15 protein-coding genes are annotated in these 17,733 nt (G+C 42.0%); 3 read left to right on the top strand and 12 right to left on the bottom strand.

The genetic code is table 11. From position 1 onward, the window contains the following. Window positions 1–10: 10 nt before the first annotated feature. The 5 genes from POV27_RS04910 to POV27_RS04890 all read right to left on the bottom strand — a co-directional run bounded on the left by POV27_RS04910 (window position 11) and on the right by POV27_RS04890 (window position 4,220). Window positions 11–1,162, bottom strand: a complete 1,152-nt coding sequence (locus POV27_RS04910; protein WP_272861623.1) for a glycoside hydrolase 64/thaumatin family protein — start codon at window positions 1,160–1,162, stop codon at window positions 11–13. A gap of 236 nt (window positions 1,163–1,398) precedes the next feature. Further along, window positions 1,399–1,551 carry a hypothetical protein gene (locus POV27_RS04905; RefSeq protein ID WP_272861622.1) on the bottom strand — a complete coding sequence of 51 codons (153 nt, stop codon included), beginning with the start codon at window positions 1,549–1,551 and terminating at the stop codon, window positions 1,399–1,401. A gap of 205 nt (window positions 1,552–1,756) precedes the next feature. Continuing rightward, the gene (locus tag POV27_RS04900) at window positions 1,757–3,010 is read right to left on the bottom strand and encodes a phosphatidylserine decarboxylase family protein (RefSeq protein ID WP_272861621.1); all 1,254 of its coding nucleotides are present in this window, start codon (window positions 3,008–3,010) and stop codon (window positions 1,757–1,759) included. Window positions 3,011–3,123: 113 nt separating this feature from the next. Then, window positions 3,124–3,726 (bottom strand): AbgT family transporter, encoded by a 603-nt coding sequence (locus POV27_RS04895; protein ID WP_272861620.1) that lies wholly within the window; start codon window positions 3,724–3,726, stop codon window positions 3,124–3,126. A gap of 5 nt (window positions 3,727–3,731) precedes the next feature. Beyond that, window positions 3,732–4,220 carry an RNA polymerase sigma factor gene (locus POV27_RS04890; protein ID WP_272861619.1) on the bottom strand — a complete coding sequence of 163 codons (489 nt, stop codon included), beginning with the start codon at window positions 4,218–4,220 and terminating at the stop codon, window positions 3,732–3,734. A gap of 176 nt (window positions 4,221–4,396) precedes the next feature. Here POV27_RS04890 and POV27_RS04885 point away from each other — a divergent pair, with 176 nt between their 5' ends. Continuing rightward, window positions 4,397–7,342 (top strand): CHAT domain-containing protein, encoded by a 2,946-nt coding sequence (locus tag POV27_RS04885; RefSeq protein WP_272861618.1) that lies wholly within the window; start codon window positions 4,397–4,399, stop codon window positions 7,340–7,342. A 4-nt stretch (window positions 7,343–7,346) separates the two neighbouring features. Here POV27_RS04885 and POV27_RS04880 read toward each other — a convergent pair whose 3' ends face one another. Both POV27_RS04880 and POV27_RS04875 read right to left on the bottom strand, forming a co-directional pair. Further along, window positions 7,347–8,108, bottom strand: coding sequence for an anti-sigma factor (locus POV27_RS04880; RefSeq protein WP_272861617.1), 762 nt, complete (start codon window positions 8,106–8,108; stop codon window positions 7,347–7,349). Beyond that, window positions 8,101–8,652: an RNA polymerase sigma factor gene (locus POV27_RS04875; RefSeq protein ID WP_272861616.1), complete on the bottom strand. Its 552-nt coding sequence runs from the start codon at window positions 8,650–8,652 to the stop codon at window positions 8,101–8,103. Before POV27_RS04875 ends, POV27_RS04880 begins: the two co-directional genes overlap by 8 nt. A gap of 181 nt (window positions 8,653–8,833) precedes the next feature. Between POV27_RS04875 and POV27_RS04870 the strand changes: the two genes are divergently transcribed. Together POV27_RS04870 and POV27_RS04865 are read left to right on the top strand one after the other, a co-directional pair. Continuing rightward, window positions 8,834–9,319 (top strand): T9SS type A sorting domain-containing protein, encoded by a 486-nt coding sequence (locus POV27_RS04870; protein ID WP_272861615.1) that lies wholly within the window; start codon window positions 8,834–8,836, stop codon window positions 9,317–9,319. A 12-nt stretch (window positions 9,320–9,331) separates the two neighbouring features. After that, a complete protein-coding gene (locus tag POV27_RS04865) occupies window positions 9,332–11,713 on the top strand; it encodes a beta strand repeat-containing protein (protein ID WP_272861614.1) in 2,382 nt (793 codons plus the stop codon). Between the two features lie 68 nt (window positions 11,714–11,781). Here the strand turns inward: POV27_RS04865 and POV27_RS04860 are convergent, their stop codons facing one another. The 5 genes from POV27_RS04860 to POV27_RS04840 form a co-directional block, all read right to left on the bottom strand. Next, window positions 11,782–13,428, bottom strand: a complete 1,647-nt coding sequence (locus tag POV27_RS04860; RefSeq protein ID WP_272861613.1) for a serine hydrolase — start codon at window positions 13,426–13,428, stop codon at window positions 11,782–11,784. Between the two features lie 99 nt (window positions 13,429–13,527). Next, window positions 13,528–14,286: a LytR/AlgR family response regulator transcription factor gene (locus tag POV27_RS04855; RefSeq protein WP_272861612.1), complete on the bottom strand. Its 759-nt coding sequence runs from the start codon at window positions 14,284–14,286 to the stop codon at window positions 13,528–13,530. Window positions 14,287–14,331: 45 nt separating this feature from the next. After that, entirely contained in the window at window positions 14,332–14,724 is a 393-nt protein-coding gene (locus POV27_RS04850; protein ID WP_272861611.1) for a hypothetical protein, read from the bottom strand. An 81-nt stretch (window positions 14,725–14,805) separates the two neighbouring features. Further along, window positions 14,806–15,582: a hypothetical protein gene (locus POV27_RS04845; protein WP_272861610.1), complete on the bottom strand. Its 777-nt coding sequence runs from the start codon at window positions 15,580–15,582 to the stop codon at window positions 14,806–14,808. Window positions 15,583–15,776: 194 nt separating this feature from the next. Then, a complete protein-coding gene (locus tag POV27_RS04840) occupies window positions 15,777–17,729 on the bottom strand; it encodes an OmpA family protein (protein WP_272861609.1) in 1,953 nt (650 codons plus the stop codon). Between the last annotated feature and the right edge of the window lie 4 nt (window positions 17,730–17,733).

Genomic DNA, 17,733 nt, shown 5'->3' with positions numbered 1-17,733 from the left:
ATACTCCTATCTAATCCGGTAAAATACCAATAATCAATTCCGTGGCATTTGAAAAATGCAACTGGGTGTTGCTAGCATGATCCGTAAATGGAAAACCATAGATTTCACCGTTGCTGAATTTTTGAATATCGGAAGCGTAGTGATTGAAGAAGCCATCGGCTGTACTACGGGCTTTTGCAAACCCCGGTTGTCCTTTCCAATTGGCACTGGAATTTCCGAACTTCCCTCCTACATACCCCAAGTGAAGGGCTACAATTAAATCCCTATAAATCGCAGAATATGCATTGTTTTCCCCTGCTGTGTGGTAGGTAGTAAGATCATTATTCAGAAAGTAAGGACCCGCCGCGCCATAAATTTGTTCGGCAAAAGACCATTGTGGTATTCCGGCAGGAGGTATTGCCGTAGGTTTGGGTCCTAAAATGGTAATGGGCAATGCAGGCGGAACGGTTCCATTTTGTCCTGGGAACAAGGCAATAGTACCTGTTAGGGTTATGGTATGATTGCTTTGAAATGTTCCCGAATAATCATAGTTAAGATTGGGGTTTCCGAAAAATCTTCCTTGGATGGTTACAGATTGGCCAATAAGCGACTTTAAATAATTATCCCAATCTGGAACGGTATACGTTCCCGGACTTGTTTTTCCCGGCCCCAACATTCGGATGAACTCCTTTTTTCCTTGTGAATTGGTAATGTGCACAGCAGCTCCGGGATATGCAGCTGCCATATCAGAAATTATGACACTTCCCTTACTGCTCCAACCCAAAGTCCCCAATGTGGTAGCTCCGTTTTTGGCGGTTAAGGATAGACAAATCCCAAACTGATCGATAGCTGTTAGATTACAAACGGAATCTCCCCCAGGAACCGCATAGGTAATTTCTACCCAATCATAACGCGGGCCAGTTGTCTGTGGCAAGGCATTAAAATTTAACCCCGCACCATACGATATGTATATTCTAGATACCGGACTTCCTGCAGTAAGCATGAATTGTTTATTTGTAATGGTATTCAATGCGGCCGAAACACCATCTTTCAACGTATTGTTAAGACTATTGCCTCCTTGAAGCGTAACAAATACCTCCTTGTCGGCCACTCCCGAAGTATTATCAAGGGTAATCGTGATGGTGTTGGTAACCGTTATGCGGGTTCTTGCCAGAGTATCCATACTATATAATTTTTATAAAACTAAGGTGACTTACCTAGTTTTACACTAAGTATAAATACATATATTACTGAATTCCAGACACTAAATACTACTACTCAGTATAACTGATTTCAAAATGCGGGGGTCGTTTTTTATGAACTAGATCCTCTGTAGTTGTAAGGCAGAATGCCATCGGTAGAAAACAACTGTGTTAGGTGGGTTAAGAGGATGTGCAATGGATATTGCGAGGGGATTTTTTAAATTTCAGATCGAAAGTATTTCTTGGTGTATTCCAAATGATAGGCAATGGACGCCATTTGTCGGGCGATTACCTCGTTAATGGCCATTTTGTACTCATCGGTCTGCATGGTAGCGAGGTCTACGAACCCCCCTTTCTTTTCTTGAATCATGGTAAGATTGTGTTTAAGTTTAAGTTCTTAGGGGAGATCTGAAGCAAACATATCAGTTTCAGATATGTAAGAAAATACGTACTTACCCGTATTTTTGTCGATAAACGGTATATTTTTATGGTTAAACCGTACTTTTCGCCAAGAAAAATCCCTTTTTTTAAGTATCTGAAAGTTTCGAGTATCATTCCAAAATGGTATTATATCCTTACTTTTTTACCGTAGCAATCCTAGAATTGATCGGTATGTTCTCCGAATGAAGCCCTGGATCCCGTCCGTGAAGATCGAAATCCAGTTTCACATGAGGCTGAAAGATGAGGCAATGCGTCGATCCCCCAAAGTGGAACATCCCTATCTCCTCTCCTTTCGTAACGTGTTGTCCTTCGTACACCGTGATATCACAAGTGGAAACCTCTGCCATTCCCACAGGCATAAAGCACATAAGGCCTATGTCGGGATTATCGGCCTCTATAAAAATGAGTGCTCTTGTAGCCACTTCGGTAATATACCCTTGGGATTCGTTGGGTCCCGAAGGGTCAAAGCCTTCGGCAGGCGTTTCAGAATAATAGGTACCATCAATTACATAAGCCTTTTTAATAGTACCACTTACAGGACTATGCCATCTGTGATAACTCAAGGCACTTAGAAAAGCCTGATACACCGTTCCTCCATCGAACAAAGGAGTGTAGGGATCATCATTCAGCATATGCAATAAGGAATAAGGCTGTCCCTTTATCCAAAAATCACTTTGCAACCGCACCTTTTTGCTCAAACGATAAGGTGCCGACTCGCAAGCATTTACAATTACCGCATCATTATTGGGCTCGGCAATAGGTCGCATTCCTTCCCTAAATTCCCTCGTAAAGAAATCATCCCAAGAAGTAAAACCATGATGGGGAGCCTTTGGGTCGCACTTAAACTCCTCTACAAAATGTGGCATCGCCTTTTGGGCATCGACTCCAAACCAACCATTTCTGGGGTGCTTGTTCAATACGTAAGCGGAATCTTTGGACTCCAAGAACCTTGCCCATGCATTCAGTACTTTTTTGAATTGCGCATTAAACCGTTCATTCAAAAACAGGGTGAAACCAGCAGGTGTCGCCATAGACCAATCGAAAATCGCATTGATAGGAAACCCCACCAATCCGGTTAAATTGAATTCCGGAGCCTTGGTCATAATACCGTTGATAAGCTGAAGTGCGTGAAAATAGTTTCTAACCTGTGGATCCCCGGCTGGATTCTTTTTGAACTTTTCCGGAACCTGCTCAAACATGGACTTAAAGTTCATGTAAATAACAGCATCTCCCTCGATCAGTTCCTTTAACTCCTGTATGACAGGATGTAAAGGCTTAGGGGTATTGTCTACTTCAATAATAAGATCCTTAAGCCAATTGTCTAAACGCCGTTGATCGCTGGGCAACCATCTGCCGACGCGGTAGGGTGCGCGTATCTTCTCCTCCATAGACTCGATTTTAGATTTGTTATTCTAATATCAAAACTAGAGGGAAACCCTAGAAAATGCATTACGTATTAACACGTAAATTAATAAGGGCCAGATAATTCCGGCCCCATAATTCAATCTTCTAAATCCTTCAAAACGTTTTCTGCAGATTGGGTAATCTTCATATACCAACCATAACCCCATCGAGAAACCAAAGCCAAAAAGATGAGGGCAAAGACAATGGCATACCAAATAGGTGCTTTTATTTCATTTTGAAAGAAATCATTGCCGTTCAGCAATTTGTCAGCAACAGGAATTGTTGCGAACATAAGAAGAACACCAGAGGCTATCGAAATGCGTTGTATGACCAAGGTTCTTCTTTTTGCCTTTTCAAATCGGACCAAAATCTCTTTATAGCTGAAACTAGACAAGTTGAGCTTTGTTAATCTATTTATAGATCCCAAGGTAAAGATGGGCATTACAAATAAGAAAAGCATACAGAAGACCCCGCAAGCCATGAGGTACCATGTATCCAATTTATCCAGATTGAGCAATATTCCCAGTCCAATGATGTAGCATACTACGGCTCCAGAAGTCTCGTATAACCGCAGTTTGTTGAATTTATTTCTATATTTCAATTCTGTCATTTCCATGATGTTCTGTTTGTTTAAAACTTCCAATTTTTCCATTCGTTCACTCATGTTCTCCCAGAGTGTTTTCATTTCTTCCAGTTCCATGGTGATTACTTTTTAATGTTCGTTTTTAATTTCTGACGAATCCTTCCCAAACGAGTACCTACGTTGGTTGCCGAAAAGCCGGTTATAGTCGCGATTTCTTCATAGGATTTCCCTTCTAAATACAGTAGGATAAGCCCTTTCTCAACTACGCTGAGTCGTTGGATATGATCGTGAAGCAATTGCATTCTATCCCTAAACTCGGTATCCTCTTCGTCTTCAATGTTCCAAAGTTGAAAATCGTCCAAAGGGGCATGCGTGGTTTTCTTGGTTTTATTAAGATGGGCAATGGATGTATTCAAAGCCACACGGTACAACCAAGTACTTACCTTCGCCTTTCCCTTAAATGAAGGAAACGACTTCCACATTTGGTAGACAATCTCTTGGTACAGATCCTTTCGTTCCTCTTCATCCTTAGCATAAATGTGGGTAATCTTATAAATGATCCCCTCATTGGCCTTTATGATCTGGACAAAGTCTTCTTTGTTTTGCTGCATGCAGTAATCGATTACACCCTATTAGTACAAAAGGTATTTAAAAAATCACACCTGAGGTCTAAATTTTATTTCAAATCCTTCCAACACACTCTATTTTATGGGGTTTGCACAATTATAACATTTTCAAATCCAAATAATCCTTACCTTTAGTTACGCAACTAACCAGTTTATTTCACATGAAAAAGACCCTGTGGCTTACGCTATTTTTCATTGTGTCCTCCCCACTATGGGCACAAGACTGTGATATTGCCAAAGGACTGCAATCGATTGCCGCTTTGGAAGCGAAGGGAGATTCTGCTTCTGCATTCGAAAAATCGGAAGCTTTATTGGCCTGCACCCCACTTTCTAAAGAAGAAGAAATTGAGCTTCACATTTGGCAGTTTAAGCTCCATCGCAACCATTACCGGGAAAAAAACGCCAATAGGGCCATCCTAAGAGCCAAGTCCCTTTGGGAAGAAACAGGTAAACCTTTTAGTTTCAATTTTCGCTTACTGCTTATTGAAAGTTCTGCCTTGCGGAAGGATACTACTGTTTACAATCCGATGCTACGCGCTTTTCGGGACGAGTTGTTTGCTAAAAATGAAAGCGATTACCACGAGTATTTAGGCCGCTATTATTTCCTCATCAACTATGAAGGTAATAATGCCATTCCTAACTTTTTGAAGGCATTGGGGCATTTTGAGCAAATGGAAAATCCACCCGTATTCCATATGGGTGTTACCCTAAGAGGCCTTGGGAATATGAATCGAAATCAGGGGGATTTCGAAAAATCCCTCGCCTATTACAGTAAGGAACGTGATCTGTATGCCCAACACTATCCCGAAGATCATTTCAATATTTCCATCTGTAATTTTAATATGGGAAATGTGTTTTATGAAACCTTAGAGTACCAAAGTGCATTGGACCATTACTTAAAAGTACCTCCGGTTTGGGAAAAACGTTATGCATCCGATCATTACAGAATGAAAACCCTCAATGAAGCCATTGGGGATATGTATTGGGAATTGGGCGATCAGAGCAACGCCCTTTCCTATTTTGAAAAGGCCACCGAAAATGAAGCTTTAGTAAATAATGATGCGAGCGAACTTACCATTTCCAATGCCGATAGTTTGCTGCAAAAAGGAAACTATGCAGACGCTATCTCCTATTACAAAGAAGCGGTAGCATGGCGTGAAAAGACCTATGGTGAGGCCCACACCATGACCGGGGCTTGCAAAAACTTTGTGGCACGGGCCATCCGTTCTTCAGGTGATACCGAAGGAGCCCTTTCCATGTATCAGGAAGCCATCCAAATCTTCGTTCCAGAACTACAGGATACCGATTGGACCTCCAATCCGTCGGCCGATATGAAAATCAATTCCCTTATCTATCTTTTGGAAGCCTTAACGGCCAAGGGGGAATTACTGCAGGAACGTTACGCACAAAACCAAGATGTATCCTATTTGGAAGGCGCCTTGCAAACCCAAAAGGTCGCCATTGGGATTTTGGAGCGCATAAAGAATACCCATATATCTGAATCTTCTAAGCTTTTCTGGACGTCTAAAACCCGTTCCCTTATTGAAGGTAGTATGGAAACAGCCCTACAGCTTGCCGAAGTAAAACAGGACAACTCTTATCTGGATGAGGCCTTTAATTTTTCAGAACGCAGTAAGGCCCTAGTACTCCTTTCCTCTTTGTTTGAACAGGAAACCATGTCATTTTCCAAGGTTCCCGCAGAGATTACTGAACAGGAAAAGTACTTTAAGGATCGTATTAACGAATACCGCGGAAAGATTAATAACGAAGAAAAGCGTTGTGGGGAAGTCCGCGCCTCGTTGTTGACGCTTTTCAAAAACGAATTACAGAGTACACAAGGGGAATACGATCTTTTGTTGGATCAATTGAAGAATGATTATCCGGAATATTATGAATTGAAATACGATCCCGAAATCGTGACGGTGGAGCAAATTCAGGAATCTTTATTGGACGATGAAACACAGCTCATTTCCTATTTTTATGGAAACAACTCCATTCAAGTATTCTCTATTCAAAAGTCGGGCATTTCCGTTCGGAGTATTGAAAATCCCGATCTAGTGTTGAACCAAGTGAATATGCTGTTTGCCAACATTAGTTCACAAAAGGAAATTGCTGAAAACCCGCAGAAATCGTATGAAGCATTCGGTTCTTTGTCCCATGATCTTTACAATATCCTTATCGCGCCCGAATTACAAGGAAAGAACAGCAAACGTCTTATCATCATTCCCGATGGGAATCTGGCCTATCTTCCTTTCGAAATGTTACTCTCTCAACCGGCTTCGGAAAAACGTGACTATCAAAATCTATCTTATTTACTGAAGGATCACGCTGTATCCTACAGTCAGTCGGCTTCCGTTCGATTCTTGGCCCAAAATCTTGAAGGAACACATAGTCAATACATTGGATTCGCTCCTTCCTATGAAGGCCCTGCGGATAACGAAATACGGCAAGAGCTTTCTCAATTAAAGCACAACACTACCGAAGTCACCTTTGCCAAAAAATTGTTTGGTGGGAACAGTTGGGTAGGAAACGGTGTTTCCGAAGAACTTTTGAAGGAACATTCGGGAAAGGCAGGCATTCTCCATTTGGCCATGCATGGGGAAGTGGAGGATGAACATCCATTGCTTTCAAAATTATACTTCAACCCTTCCGAGAAAGAAGATGGATTACTCCATACGTACGAAATCTACAGTCTGGATATTCCCTCTCAATTGGTCATTCTTAGTGCCTGTAATACCGCCACAGGAAAGTTAGAAAGCGGGGAAGGTATCCTAAGTTTGGAACGTGCTTTTCAGTATGCCGGCAGTAAATCATTACTTTCTACCCTTTGGACGGTAGACGATGCTTCTTCAGCAGAGATCACCCAATACTTTCTGGAAAATCTGGACATGGGAAAACACAAGGATGTTGCTTTGCAGGAGGCCAAACTTAAATTCATCAATAACACCTCACCCGAAAAGTTGGCTCCCTTCTATTGGAGTAGTTTTAAGCTTACCGGAAATACCATGGTTTTTTCAGAAGAATGGAACCCGATTCCCATTTGGATAGGCGCAGGGGTTCTCTTCATTATTTTTGCCATCGTATTCTATAGAAGAAAACAACGCTAAAGCACTATTCCGATAGCTTCAGCTTTATGATTTTTTGCGCATCCCGGTATCCATAGGATTTCGCTTCTACGATGCTGTGAAATACCGCAAAAGCTTTGTCCTTTTCTCCTTGTCCCAGCAAAGCCATACCGCGATACCAAAGCGCCTGTTGCCTATAGTCGTTATCACGTTTTTCAACATCCAAAAAATAACTTACAGCACTCGCATAGTCCGGATTTTTCTTGGACATCGCACAGATTCCAGAATAGAAATCGACTAGATATTCTGGGATTTCGGCTTCGGATTTTTCGAAGTTGCGAAGTGCTTCGTTGTATTTCCCTTCATTGTAGTAACGCACAGCGGTATTCCAATGCAAAGGCGTTTCAGTTCCAGAGTCACGCAAGGCCGAGGGAGCATCGTACACCTCATAGTATTTGTTGTATACAGATTCTGTGGTATACGTTCCTCCGAGCATGAACCAATACACCCCTACAAATACCACAATCATGGCAGCAATGGGCATAACACGTTTGGCCCAAAGGGGAATAACGCGCACCTGCTCGGAGTCCGAGGATTCGGAGGACTTCATTTCTTTCTCAAAGCCTTCAAAAGTTTCCTTGAGTTCCATTCGTCCGGCTGCCGTAATTAAATTTCTAGCCGCTTTAGTTTCTTCGAAAGCTGTTTTAAGTTCGTTATCATTAGCCAATCGGGCTTCAAAAGCCTTGGCTTCTTCAGGATTTAGTTCCCCATCTAAATACTTTTCAATATGATCCTGAGTATTATCCATATCCTTTCAGTATAGGAATGAGTGAAGGTTTCATTCTAATTAGTTCTTTTAACTTCTGCAAACACTTGTACTTTTTGTTGCGCACAATCTGTTCGCTACTAAAATTACCACTCGCTGCTATTTCCTTCATGGAAGCATTGTGGTACAGATTTTCGATGAGAAGCTGCTTGCATACAGCCCCCAGTTCGTCTAAGACCTGTAAAACCCCGTGTTTTTTTTCCCCTTCTATCAAGGTGTTGAGAGGACTCTCCTGAACGGTTTCCATTGCTGCTTTTTCGTGATGACCCTCCCGTATCTTATCCTTTTTAATTTGGTTAAGCCACTTGAACTTTGCAATGGAATAAAGGTAGGTGCCTATGGCACTTTCCCCTTTAAACTTTCCGTCTCGGACATTTTCGTAAAAAGCAATCATCGCTTCCTGAAAAATATCCTTCGCATCCGACTCACTGCCCTGATTTCGTAGGACAAAAGAGCAAACTTTTTCCTTATTGCCCTTATAAACAGCCCGTAATGCAAAATCGCGCTCTGCTTTAGAACCCTTCAACTTCTGAAGTAACTCGCGGTCTGTAGGTGCTGTTTTAATTGTTAGTGTAATTAGAATATGCCAGTGTAATAAAAATAGTAAAAAAAATTTCAGAAAAGTGATTACAAAGCCAAATCGAGAATTGACATAGAAATGTAAAACCCCAAAAAAATTGAATATGAATCACTTAAAAATTGAGATTATGAAACACAAAAGAATGACCTATTGGTTATTGGGTTTTCTGCTACTCACAGCCCCACTTGCTATGGCGCAAAGAAATACGGTCGCCACAGGAGGTGAAGCAACGGGTAGCGGAGGAACGGTGGGCTACTCCGTAGGGCAGATCGATTATACCGAAGCCACAGGAAGCGGAGGCTCTGCAAACCTAGGCTTGCAGCAACCTTTTGAAATTTTTGTCTTGGGGGTAGACGATCAACCCAACATTACCATAGAAATGGCGGTGTTCCCCAACCCAACACAGGCGAACCTTACCCTGCGATTGGATCAAGCTCCCACTCCGGGAATGCGCATAGCCCTGTATGACATCTTGGGTAGATCCTTATACGAGAACGAGGTCCACTTTAACGAGACCATCATTCCGATGGAAGCATTGGCTTCGGCCACCTATATACTACGGGTAAGCGATAATTACTCACTATTAAAAACATTCAAAATCATTAAGAAATAAAAATTAGAAGCGATGAGAACAATTTACACATATATCATATTACTGTTGGCCACTGGGACGATCTTTGCCCAAGCGCCTCAAAAAATGAGCTATCAAGCGGTGGCCCGTGATGCGGGTGGAACGCTTATTACCGATACTGCCATTGGAGTGCAGATTAGCATTTTGGAAAGTTCGGGAACCGGAACTGCAGTATATGTAGAAACCCACACCCCTACGACCAATGCCAATGGATTATTCACCTTGGAAGTAGGTGACGGTTCCGTGGTTAGCGGAGATTTCACTACTATCGACTGGGGAAGCGACAGCTACTACCTCAAATCTGAAATAGATCCTACAGGAGGTACCAGTTATTCTATTGAAGGCACCCATCAGTTATTAAGTGTTCCTTATGCACTGTACTCAAATAGTACCGCCAATGGAAATACGCTGGACGAGGCCTATAATCAGGAAATGACAACTTCTCCCGCCCCTCGAACCATAAATGCAGACGACGGAAGTGTTGAAATTATAGCTACTGGAAACAGTGCACTAGAACTGACAGCAGACCCTGCTACTGCAGACAATGCTTTGAACATATCTGCTGCCGGTGCAGGTACAGGGATTACGATAGCACATGACGGTACTGCCAATGCCATGAACATTATCCCTACAGATAGTGGAAAAGGACTGGACATTAATAATTCTGGAACCAACAGGGCACTCGATGTAGAAAACTCCAATGTTGCCAATATTTCTGAAGTCGTTAGAATAGATAACGATGGTTTGGGTGATGCCGTACGATTGGATAATTCGGAAAGCGGCGGAGGAGATGCATTGAACCTTGTAAACGACGGGGGTGGTGATGGTATTACCATAGACAACGGTGGAGCTGGCGATGCCATCTTCGTAGATAATACAGACAGTGCTGGAAGTTTTGCCATCTCGGTAACCAATGATGGAGGACTAGCCGCTGTAGACATTCTAAATGACGGTGGCGGTGCTGGAATCGATGTTGAAAATGATGGTGGCGGCCACGGAATTGGAGTATCTCAATCGGGAGCTGGTAATGGAGTTAATATCTTTGATGGAGGTACTGGAATCGGCCTTAATATTGAAAAAGGAGTTACCAATCCATTGAACGGAGGTAGCACTAAAGCAGCTGCCGGAGAAGCCTTAAAGGTTTTCCAAGGTGGTGCTGGGAGAGCTTTGTTTGTAGATAATGCTGGAACGTCTTTTGGAATTAATGTCTTCAATGGAAATCCTGCTAATGCTGCTTCGGCCGTAAAAATTGAGCAAGGAGGCACCGGAACTGCCCTTGAAGTGGATAATGGAGGACCCGGAAAAGCAGCTCATTTCTTTAATGTTGTTCCCTTAAACGCTGCCGAAGTATTGCTGGCATCGACAGCTGGAGTAGGAAATGTAGGATTGTTTGTTACCGAAGACAACAATGCCAACTCTGCCTCTACCCTAGTAGCTAACAATATGGGGAACGGAAGCGCTGGAGAATTCCTTATTATGGATGAAGATGCCGGGGACAAGGAAAACGACAAGCCTATTATAACGGCACGTTCTAACGGAAAGGGTGCCGGAATCACTATTGATCTTTCCAACGACATGGGCGGTGTTAATATTAATACGGAACCTGGACTTTTATCCTCTCACAAAGGATACGGAAACGGAGCTTTCTTAGAAACCACCAAGTCCGACAACACTTCGGCTACCTTAGAAGTAAAGAACAACAGTGCTGGTCATGGAGCGCATATCGATAGTTTTGATAATGGCGGAAATGTAGAAGCTACCTTGTACGTAGAACAAGGCAATTCCTCTACCGTAACTACCATGGGAAGAACGGCAGTATTCGATCTACACCCGGCAGGAACCTCTGCGGATTCAGCGGTGCTGATTCGTTCTGGAGCAACTTCAGCAGGTTCCAGTGCATTGCGAGTAATAGCCGCCGACGCAACTAAATTAGCGGGAGTTTTTGAAGGAGATGTAGAAGTATCTTCCGATATCACCATTGGTGGAACCATGAGTGCTGCAGCCAAGGCCTTTAAGATAGATCACCCATTAGATCCAGAGAACAAATATCTGGTTCACAACTCTATTGAAAGTAACGAGCGAATCAATATTTACAGTGGAAATGTGACTACAAATGAAGAAGGATATGCCACGGTACAGCTTCCTAATTATATGACGGCTTTAAACACTGACTTTAAATACCAATTGACCATTGTAGACAAGTCGTTCGCACAAGCCATTATCTGGGAGCCGATCCAAGGTGAAACCAATACGTTTGTCATTAAGACCAATTCCCCCAATATTGGAGTTAGCTGGCAAATAACCGGTACCCGTCAAGATACATGGGCATTAGAGAACCCTATGCAAGTAGAAGTAGAAAAGAACAACGGAATTTAGGATTTAGTTTTAGTTTTCATAACAGAAGAGCCGCCTCATAGGGTTAAAATCGAGGCGGCTCTTTCTTATTAATTTTTCTTTTTCCCTGGCATTTCCTGTCCTCCCTGATATAGGGTAAGACTTTCTGCTATGCCTTGATTGTTGGTGGTAAATACGATCTGTGCCGAAACCACTTTCAAGAAAAATGTGGTTTCATCTTCGGCGAAGATTTCGAATTGTCCCTGTCCCGTCGCTTCCGCAAATATTTGGTTGCCCTGGGTCGTAATTTCGATTTCGAAACCGGGCTGTAATTCATAGGTTCCTTCATATCTCTTTAAAATATCCGGAGCTAAGGTGATAGCTTGCTTTTCGGCGGGACGCGCCTTATCTGTCTCAACGCCCTTCCCTTCTCTGATGCGAGACTTAAAAAGCGCTACTTTTTTACCATTCTCTGTGCGGAAAGCGTATGTTGTAAAACTATCTTCGAAAGCGAATTCATCATTGCCAAGGGCATTCAGTTTCAAGTTTTGGCTTCCTTCCCGCTCGCTATACAAGCTTCCATCTTGAAAGGTGATATAGCGAATTACATCATTATCGAATTGATAGGTACCTACCCATTGTTTCATCTCTTTTTCCGAAACTTTCTTTTGGGAGGTCTTGGCATAGGGAGTTCCCAAGGCATGAGCTGCTACTTCTATGGTAATATCAGTGGGTCCCCTTCCATTTTTATTCGTGAGAATAACCGCATACAAATCTTTAGAGGGCACATAAATGGCATAGGTTTCATACCCAAAAATTCCACCCCCATGTTCAATACTTGGCGTACCATTTACTTCATCCACACTAAAACCATAACCATAGTAGATAGGCTTCCCATCGTTAAGCTTATAGTTGGTAAAGGCCAGCTGTTTGCTCTTTTCAGAGATCAATGTATTGTTGTGAAGGGCTTGTTGCCATTTTAGCATATCGTCTACATTAGACATGATCGATCCTGCTGCATAGGGTAGCGTGAGACTTAGGTAATCGGCATTTCTATATCCGTTTTCTGTGGGCTGATATCCATCGGCTCTATTTTTAATGATGGTTGAATGACTTCCATAATAGGAATCTTTCATTTTTAGTGGTTCAAAAATGCGCTCTTCAATAAATTCGGCATAGGTCTTTTCGGAAACCACTTCTATAATATGCCCAAGAATGATATAGGCGGAGTTATTGTAATGATATTGCTCTCCGGGATCGAAATCCATAGGTTCATTCTTGAATACATCAATGAGTTCGGTGGGACTCATATCTTCCCGTGCTCGCGAAAAGAAGCTTTGCATTTCGGTATAACTCTTTATCCCAGAAGTATGGTTCATTAAGTGATGTACGGTAATCTTCTTCCCGTTTGTAGGATAATCGGGCATAAATTTGGTGATCTCATCGGTTAGGGAAAGCTTCCCTTCTTCCATCAACATTAAAATAGAGACCGTGGTAAACTGTTTGGTGATGGATCCTATTTCGAAAACGTGCTCGGGTCGCATGGCAACATCCAACTCCAAATTCGCCATTCCGAAGGCCTTTCTGTAAATAACCTTTCCTTTTTCGGCTACCAAAACCGTGGCGCCCGGTAGTTCGGGAGGATAGTTTTCATTCAATAAATTGTCTAAGGTGCTTGTGAGGGACTGTGCTTGTAGGGCTATACTGGAAAGTAACACCAGTGCCATAAGCAGCATTTGTTTTTTGATTGATTTCATGATGTTTGTCTTGATGATTTCCCATAGGACGCATCTATACCCCCCTTGGTTACAAGAAAATCACGTTAGATTCAGAAAACGATATGCTACAGAAATTTGCTAGGTCTTGTTTTCTTGAGCGTTGAACAGTTTCAGCATTTCGGTTCTACGTCTTCTCGCTACCGGAATATGGGTACCGTCGAACATGATTAACGTACCATCGGGGAAGAACTTCTTGGCCATGGAGAAATTCACAATATGGGATTTATGGACCCTAAAAAAATTGGGATGGGCGACCAAGAGTTTGTCAAAATAGCGCATACCGTATGCGCTAATATACATTTCGCCACTCCTTAAATATACCTTGGCATAATTGTTAACACTCTCTACACGAACGATTTCAGAAATTTTGGAGAAATAGGTACATCCTTGGGTGGGGATCGAAACGATGACATCTTCCACATTGGTGATTCCCGTTGGGTTTGCTTCAAACATTTCGTCTTCATGCAATTCTTTGGCAATCCTGTTCAGTGCTTTCGAAACTACGGTAACAAAAACACTTTCATCATAGGGCTTATGCAAGAATCCGAAGGCAAAACTCTTAAAAGCATCCAACGCGTATTTTTCATGAGCGGTACAAAACACAACTCTTGTTCTATACGAAGTAATTCTTCGAATAAGATCCAGCCCCATCATGGTGGGCATTTCCACATCGAGTATCAATAAATCGGGCTCATTTTCGTTGATGAATTCCAACCCTTCTTCGGGAATATTGAAAGTGAATATCTCACTCACAATAGAATCGAAGTTCTTTTTCAGAAGCTGATAATTGTATTCCAGCTCGTCTGGATTGTCATCAATGATAACAACGTGCATCATACTTTCTAAAATTTATTGGTTGTTAGGGTTGTTGCAATTAGATCTTTAACTCATGTTTTGGTATAACTCCACTATATTCTGAAGTTCCATGATATAATTCAACTTATTCTTGCTGAGATCTATAGTTTTAAAATACTCATTTTTTTTCAACTTGGCATAAATCTGCCGATTTGTGGGTCCAAAAACCACAGGGGTATCTCTGAATTTTACGATTTGGAGGTAATCGATCAGTTCCCTTTCATTGGTAAATAAGAACACGATACACAAAAAATCACTACTTGGGTTATTCTTAAGACGTTCTACTAGCGCAAGGATATTCTTGTACAAGGTTACTTTGGTTCCGGCACTGTCCAAGTTCTTTCTAATGAGTGTGCCCAAAGGACCCTGTCCGTCGAAAATTAAAACAGTTTTATCAGAATTATCAATTGCTTCTTTCATATAGAATATCCAAACTTTTATCTAAACTATAGTTATTACCAGTCGTATTTTGATTTTATGCGCAGAGTAATTACGCGTCACCTACAACTTTGCCTTTTTCATATATTCATTCCTATTATCGTTACACAATTCTTTCCATGGTACTTCTTGAGAAAGTAATAGATCGAACTCTACTTTCACATAGAAGGTGACGATGATCTCGTGCACCAAAAAAATCATTTTTCTATTCTCTAAGGAATCCGTTCCAAATTTGAACTTCGCAGCAAATCCTACAAGTCTTTTGGTTAATTCTTCTGCTATGGGGACTACGTACTTCTTCAATTTGTCTTTACGCAAAATCCCTAGAGAAAAGGCATTCTTTAACAAGCCATAATCGCTTGAAGCTGATAATAATTCCAAGGACTTCTTTCTCAAATATTCATATAAGGTGGGCTCATAACCAAACTTCAGTTGTATGGTCGCAGGTTCGTAGGAACAATAGATACTCTCCAATACATTCATATGGGAAAAGGCCCACCCTTTTTCGGACAATCGATGATTTAATTTAGGCGTGTACAGTATCCAGGTGTCGTAAAATAAGAGGAGTTCAGACAACACATAGTCTTGCAGTTTTGCTACATCTTTGGCCAACAAGGGAATCTTCTGGGACATTTTTACCGATATATCCCGCATGGCAATTGTAGTATGGGGAGGGATGATCTCGTAATCATTGAAAATACCATTTTCCCTTTCGTATCGAATTAAGGAAATTTCATCCTTTGCCCTAGCAATTGCTAAAACTTCATTCCTGAAATCACTTTTATTTTCGGTCCCAAAATCCATAAAGGTGTTAAAGTCTTCGGCATTACTGTACTTCATTAAAAGGTATATGTACTTCAAATGTCTGTCTTCAAAACTCAACGTATTCAAATTTTAATGTTACCATCCCTTTTCTGTTTCAAAAAACCCAAAACCACCCACTTCATTACCTTAAAGGGGGGTACAAGGTTCTATAGTCGATGGTATGGAAATATTTGAACCACGGCCTCTATTTCTAGAGCTGTGAGTGAGCCTTATTCTATCTTAACAATAACAAACTCACTTCGTCTATTGATACTGTGATCATCTTCACTACAATCTACTCCATTAGAGCAGGCATTGAGCAAACGGGACTCTCCATATCCCTTGCTCGATATTCGATTGGAATCAATTCCCTGGGCTATGATATAGCGTACCGTTGCAGCGGCACGCATTTCCGACAACCTTTGATTATAGGTATCAGAACCTCGACTATCTGTGTGCGATCCCACCTCGAGGGAAATATTTGGATTATCCTTCATATAGGAAACCACCTTAGCCAGTTCCATTTCGGATATTCGCTTTATGATGTCCTTGTCAAAGTCGAAGTAAATAGGACTTAGATTTAACAGCGGACCAATATCGGTGCCCACCTGTACCTCTACCTTGTTCCTGTCGAGTTGAAGATCAACGACCCTAGATCCCAGTCCCTTGGGAACAAACGAATCGGATCCGTCATAATCGGTAAGGGTGGCAGACACCGTATGGTCTATCGTTCCGTTATATTCAAATTCGTACTGCCCATTGCCATCGGCGAGCATCTGAGCCACTACATTGTTTCTTATGTCTTTAAGCATAACATTGGCACCCTGAAGGATGTCCCCTGTCTTTTTATCGGTGATCGTTCCGCTTATGAGTGCTTTCGTAGCATCCATGATGCTTTCCAACTCGGTAAAGAGATAGATATCGTCCATTCCAGCACCTCCGGTTCTGTTTGAACTAAATACCCCTTTTTTGGTTTCATTGTTTATTTTGAAAGCAAAGTCATCGTATTCCCCATTCACGGGTCGTCCCACATTGATCATTTGTGGATCTTCAGATTTTAAATCGATATAGAAAACATCGTAGCCTCCCAAACCGAAATGTCCGTCTGAAGAAAAGTACATTTCATAGGTTTCGGTAATAAAAGGAAAGGATTCCCTTCCCTTGGTATTGACTGCAGGACCCAAGTTCCTAGGAACCCCCAACGAACCATCCACATTAATAGTTACCCTATAAATATCGGTTTCCCCAAAACCGCCGGCTTGGTTAGAAACATAGTATAGGGTATTGCCGTCCGGACTCAACATTGGATGGGCCGTAGAATAGGTATCCGCGTTTATGGATAGGTCTTCAAAATTATCCCAATCGCCAGCCGGATTCTTTCGGGTCCTGTAGATTTTTAAATTTTCCTTGTACTTGTCGCCAGAGGCCAATCGCGGGGTATAATTGGACCGCGTAAGGTACATGGTGTTTCCGTCTTTGGTAAAAACAGGGGATGACTCATGATACCTCTTATTAACCTTTCCCTTGAGTCGTTTCGGATGCTCCAGGTCCCCTGTTTCTTTATTCATCGTGGCCGACCAAAGGTCTAAGAATGCACTATCCGTCCATCCATCGATCCGTTTGGTTACTCCTTCCTTGGGGTCATTGGATGCGTAGATAAACATATCCTCTACCAAGGTGCCACCATATTCTATAGCTTCTGTATTAATTGCAGCGGAACGTATTTCGTACCTATTGGAGTTTTGCATAATGATGTCCAAATAGGACTGTGCAGAATTGTACGTGCCTTCATTTCCAGTTTTGGAAAGAAACTCATTAAAGACTTGTTCGGCCTTTTGGTTATGCCCTAAATTCTTTAATGTTTGTGCATACCGCAACAGATAAATGTGCTCATCTACCTCGCCTAGGGTTACCAATTTTTCGTACCAAGGCAAGGCTTTTCCGTATTCCGAGTTGAAATAATGGGTGTTGCCCAGTTTCTTGTACAGCTCGCCCGATTCATAGCCGGATTCCGCCACACGTTCATAGATTTCGGCCGCATCCACATAATAGCGATCTGCATACTTCTTGTTGGCCTTTGCCAATCTCGCCTCCTGTCCGTATGCCGAACCTACCAAAGCCAGTAGCACTAGGATGATATAATTCTTTATTGTTGTATGTCCCATCTTTCGTATTGTTTTCATAGGT

Origin of the sequence: Aureisphaera galaxeae (genome assembly GCF_028561275.1) — a bacterium.
Classification (GTDB): domain Bacteria; phylum Bacteroidota; class Bacteroidia; order Flavobacteriales; family Flavobacteriaceae; genus Aureisphaera; species Aureisphaera galaxeae.
The sequence above is the reverse complement of the archived record's forward strand: the minus strand, read 5'-3'. Positions and strand labels throughout refer to the sequence as shown.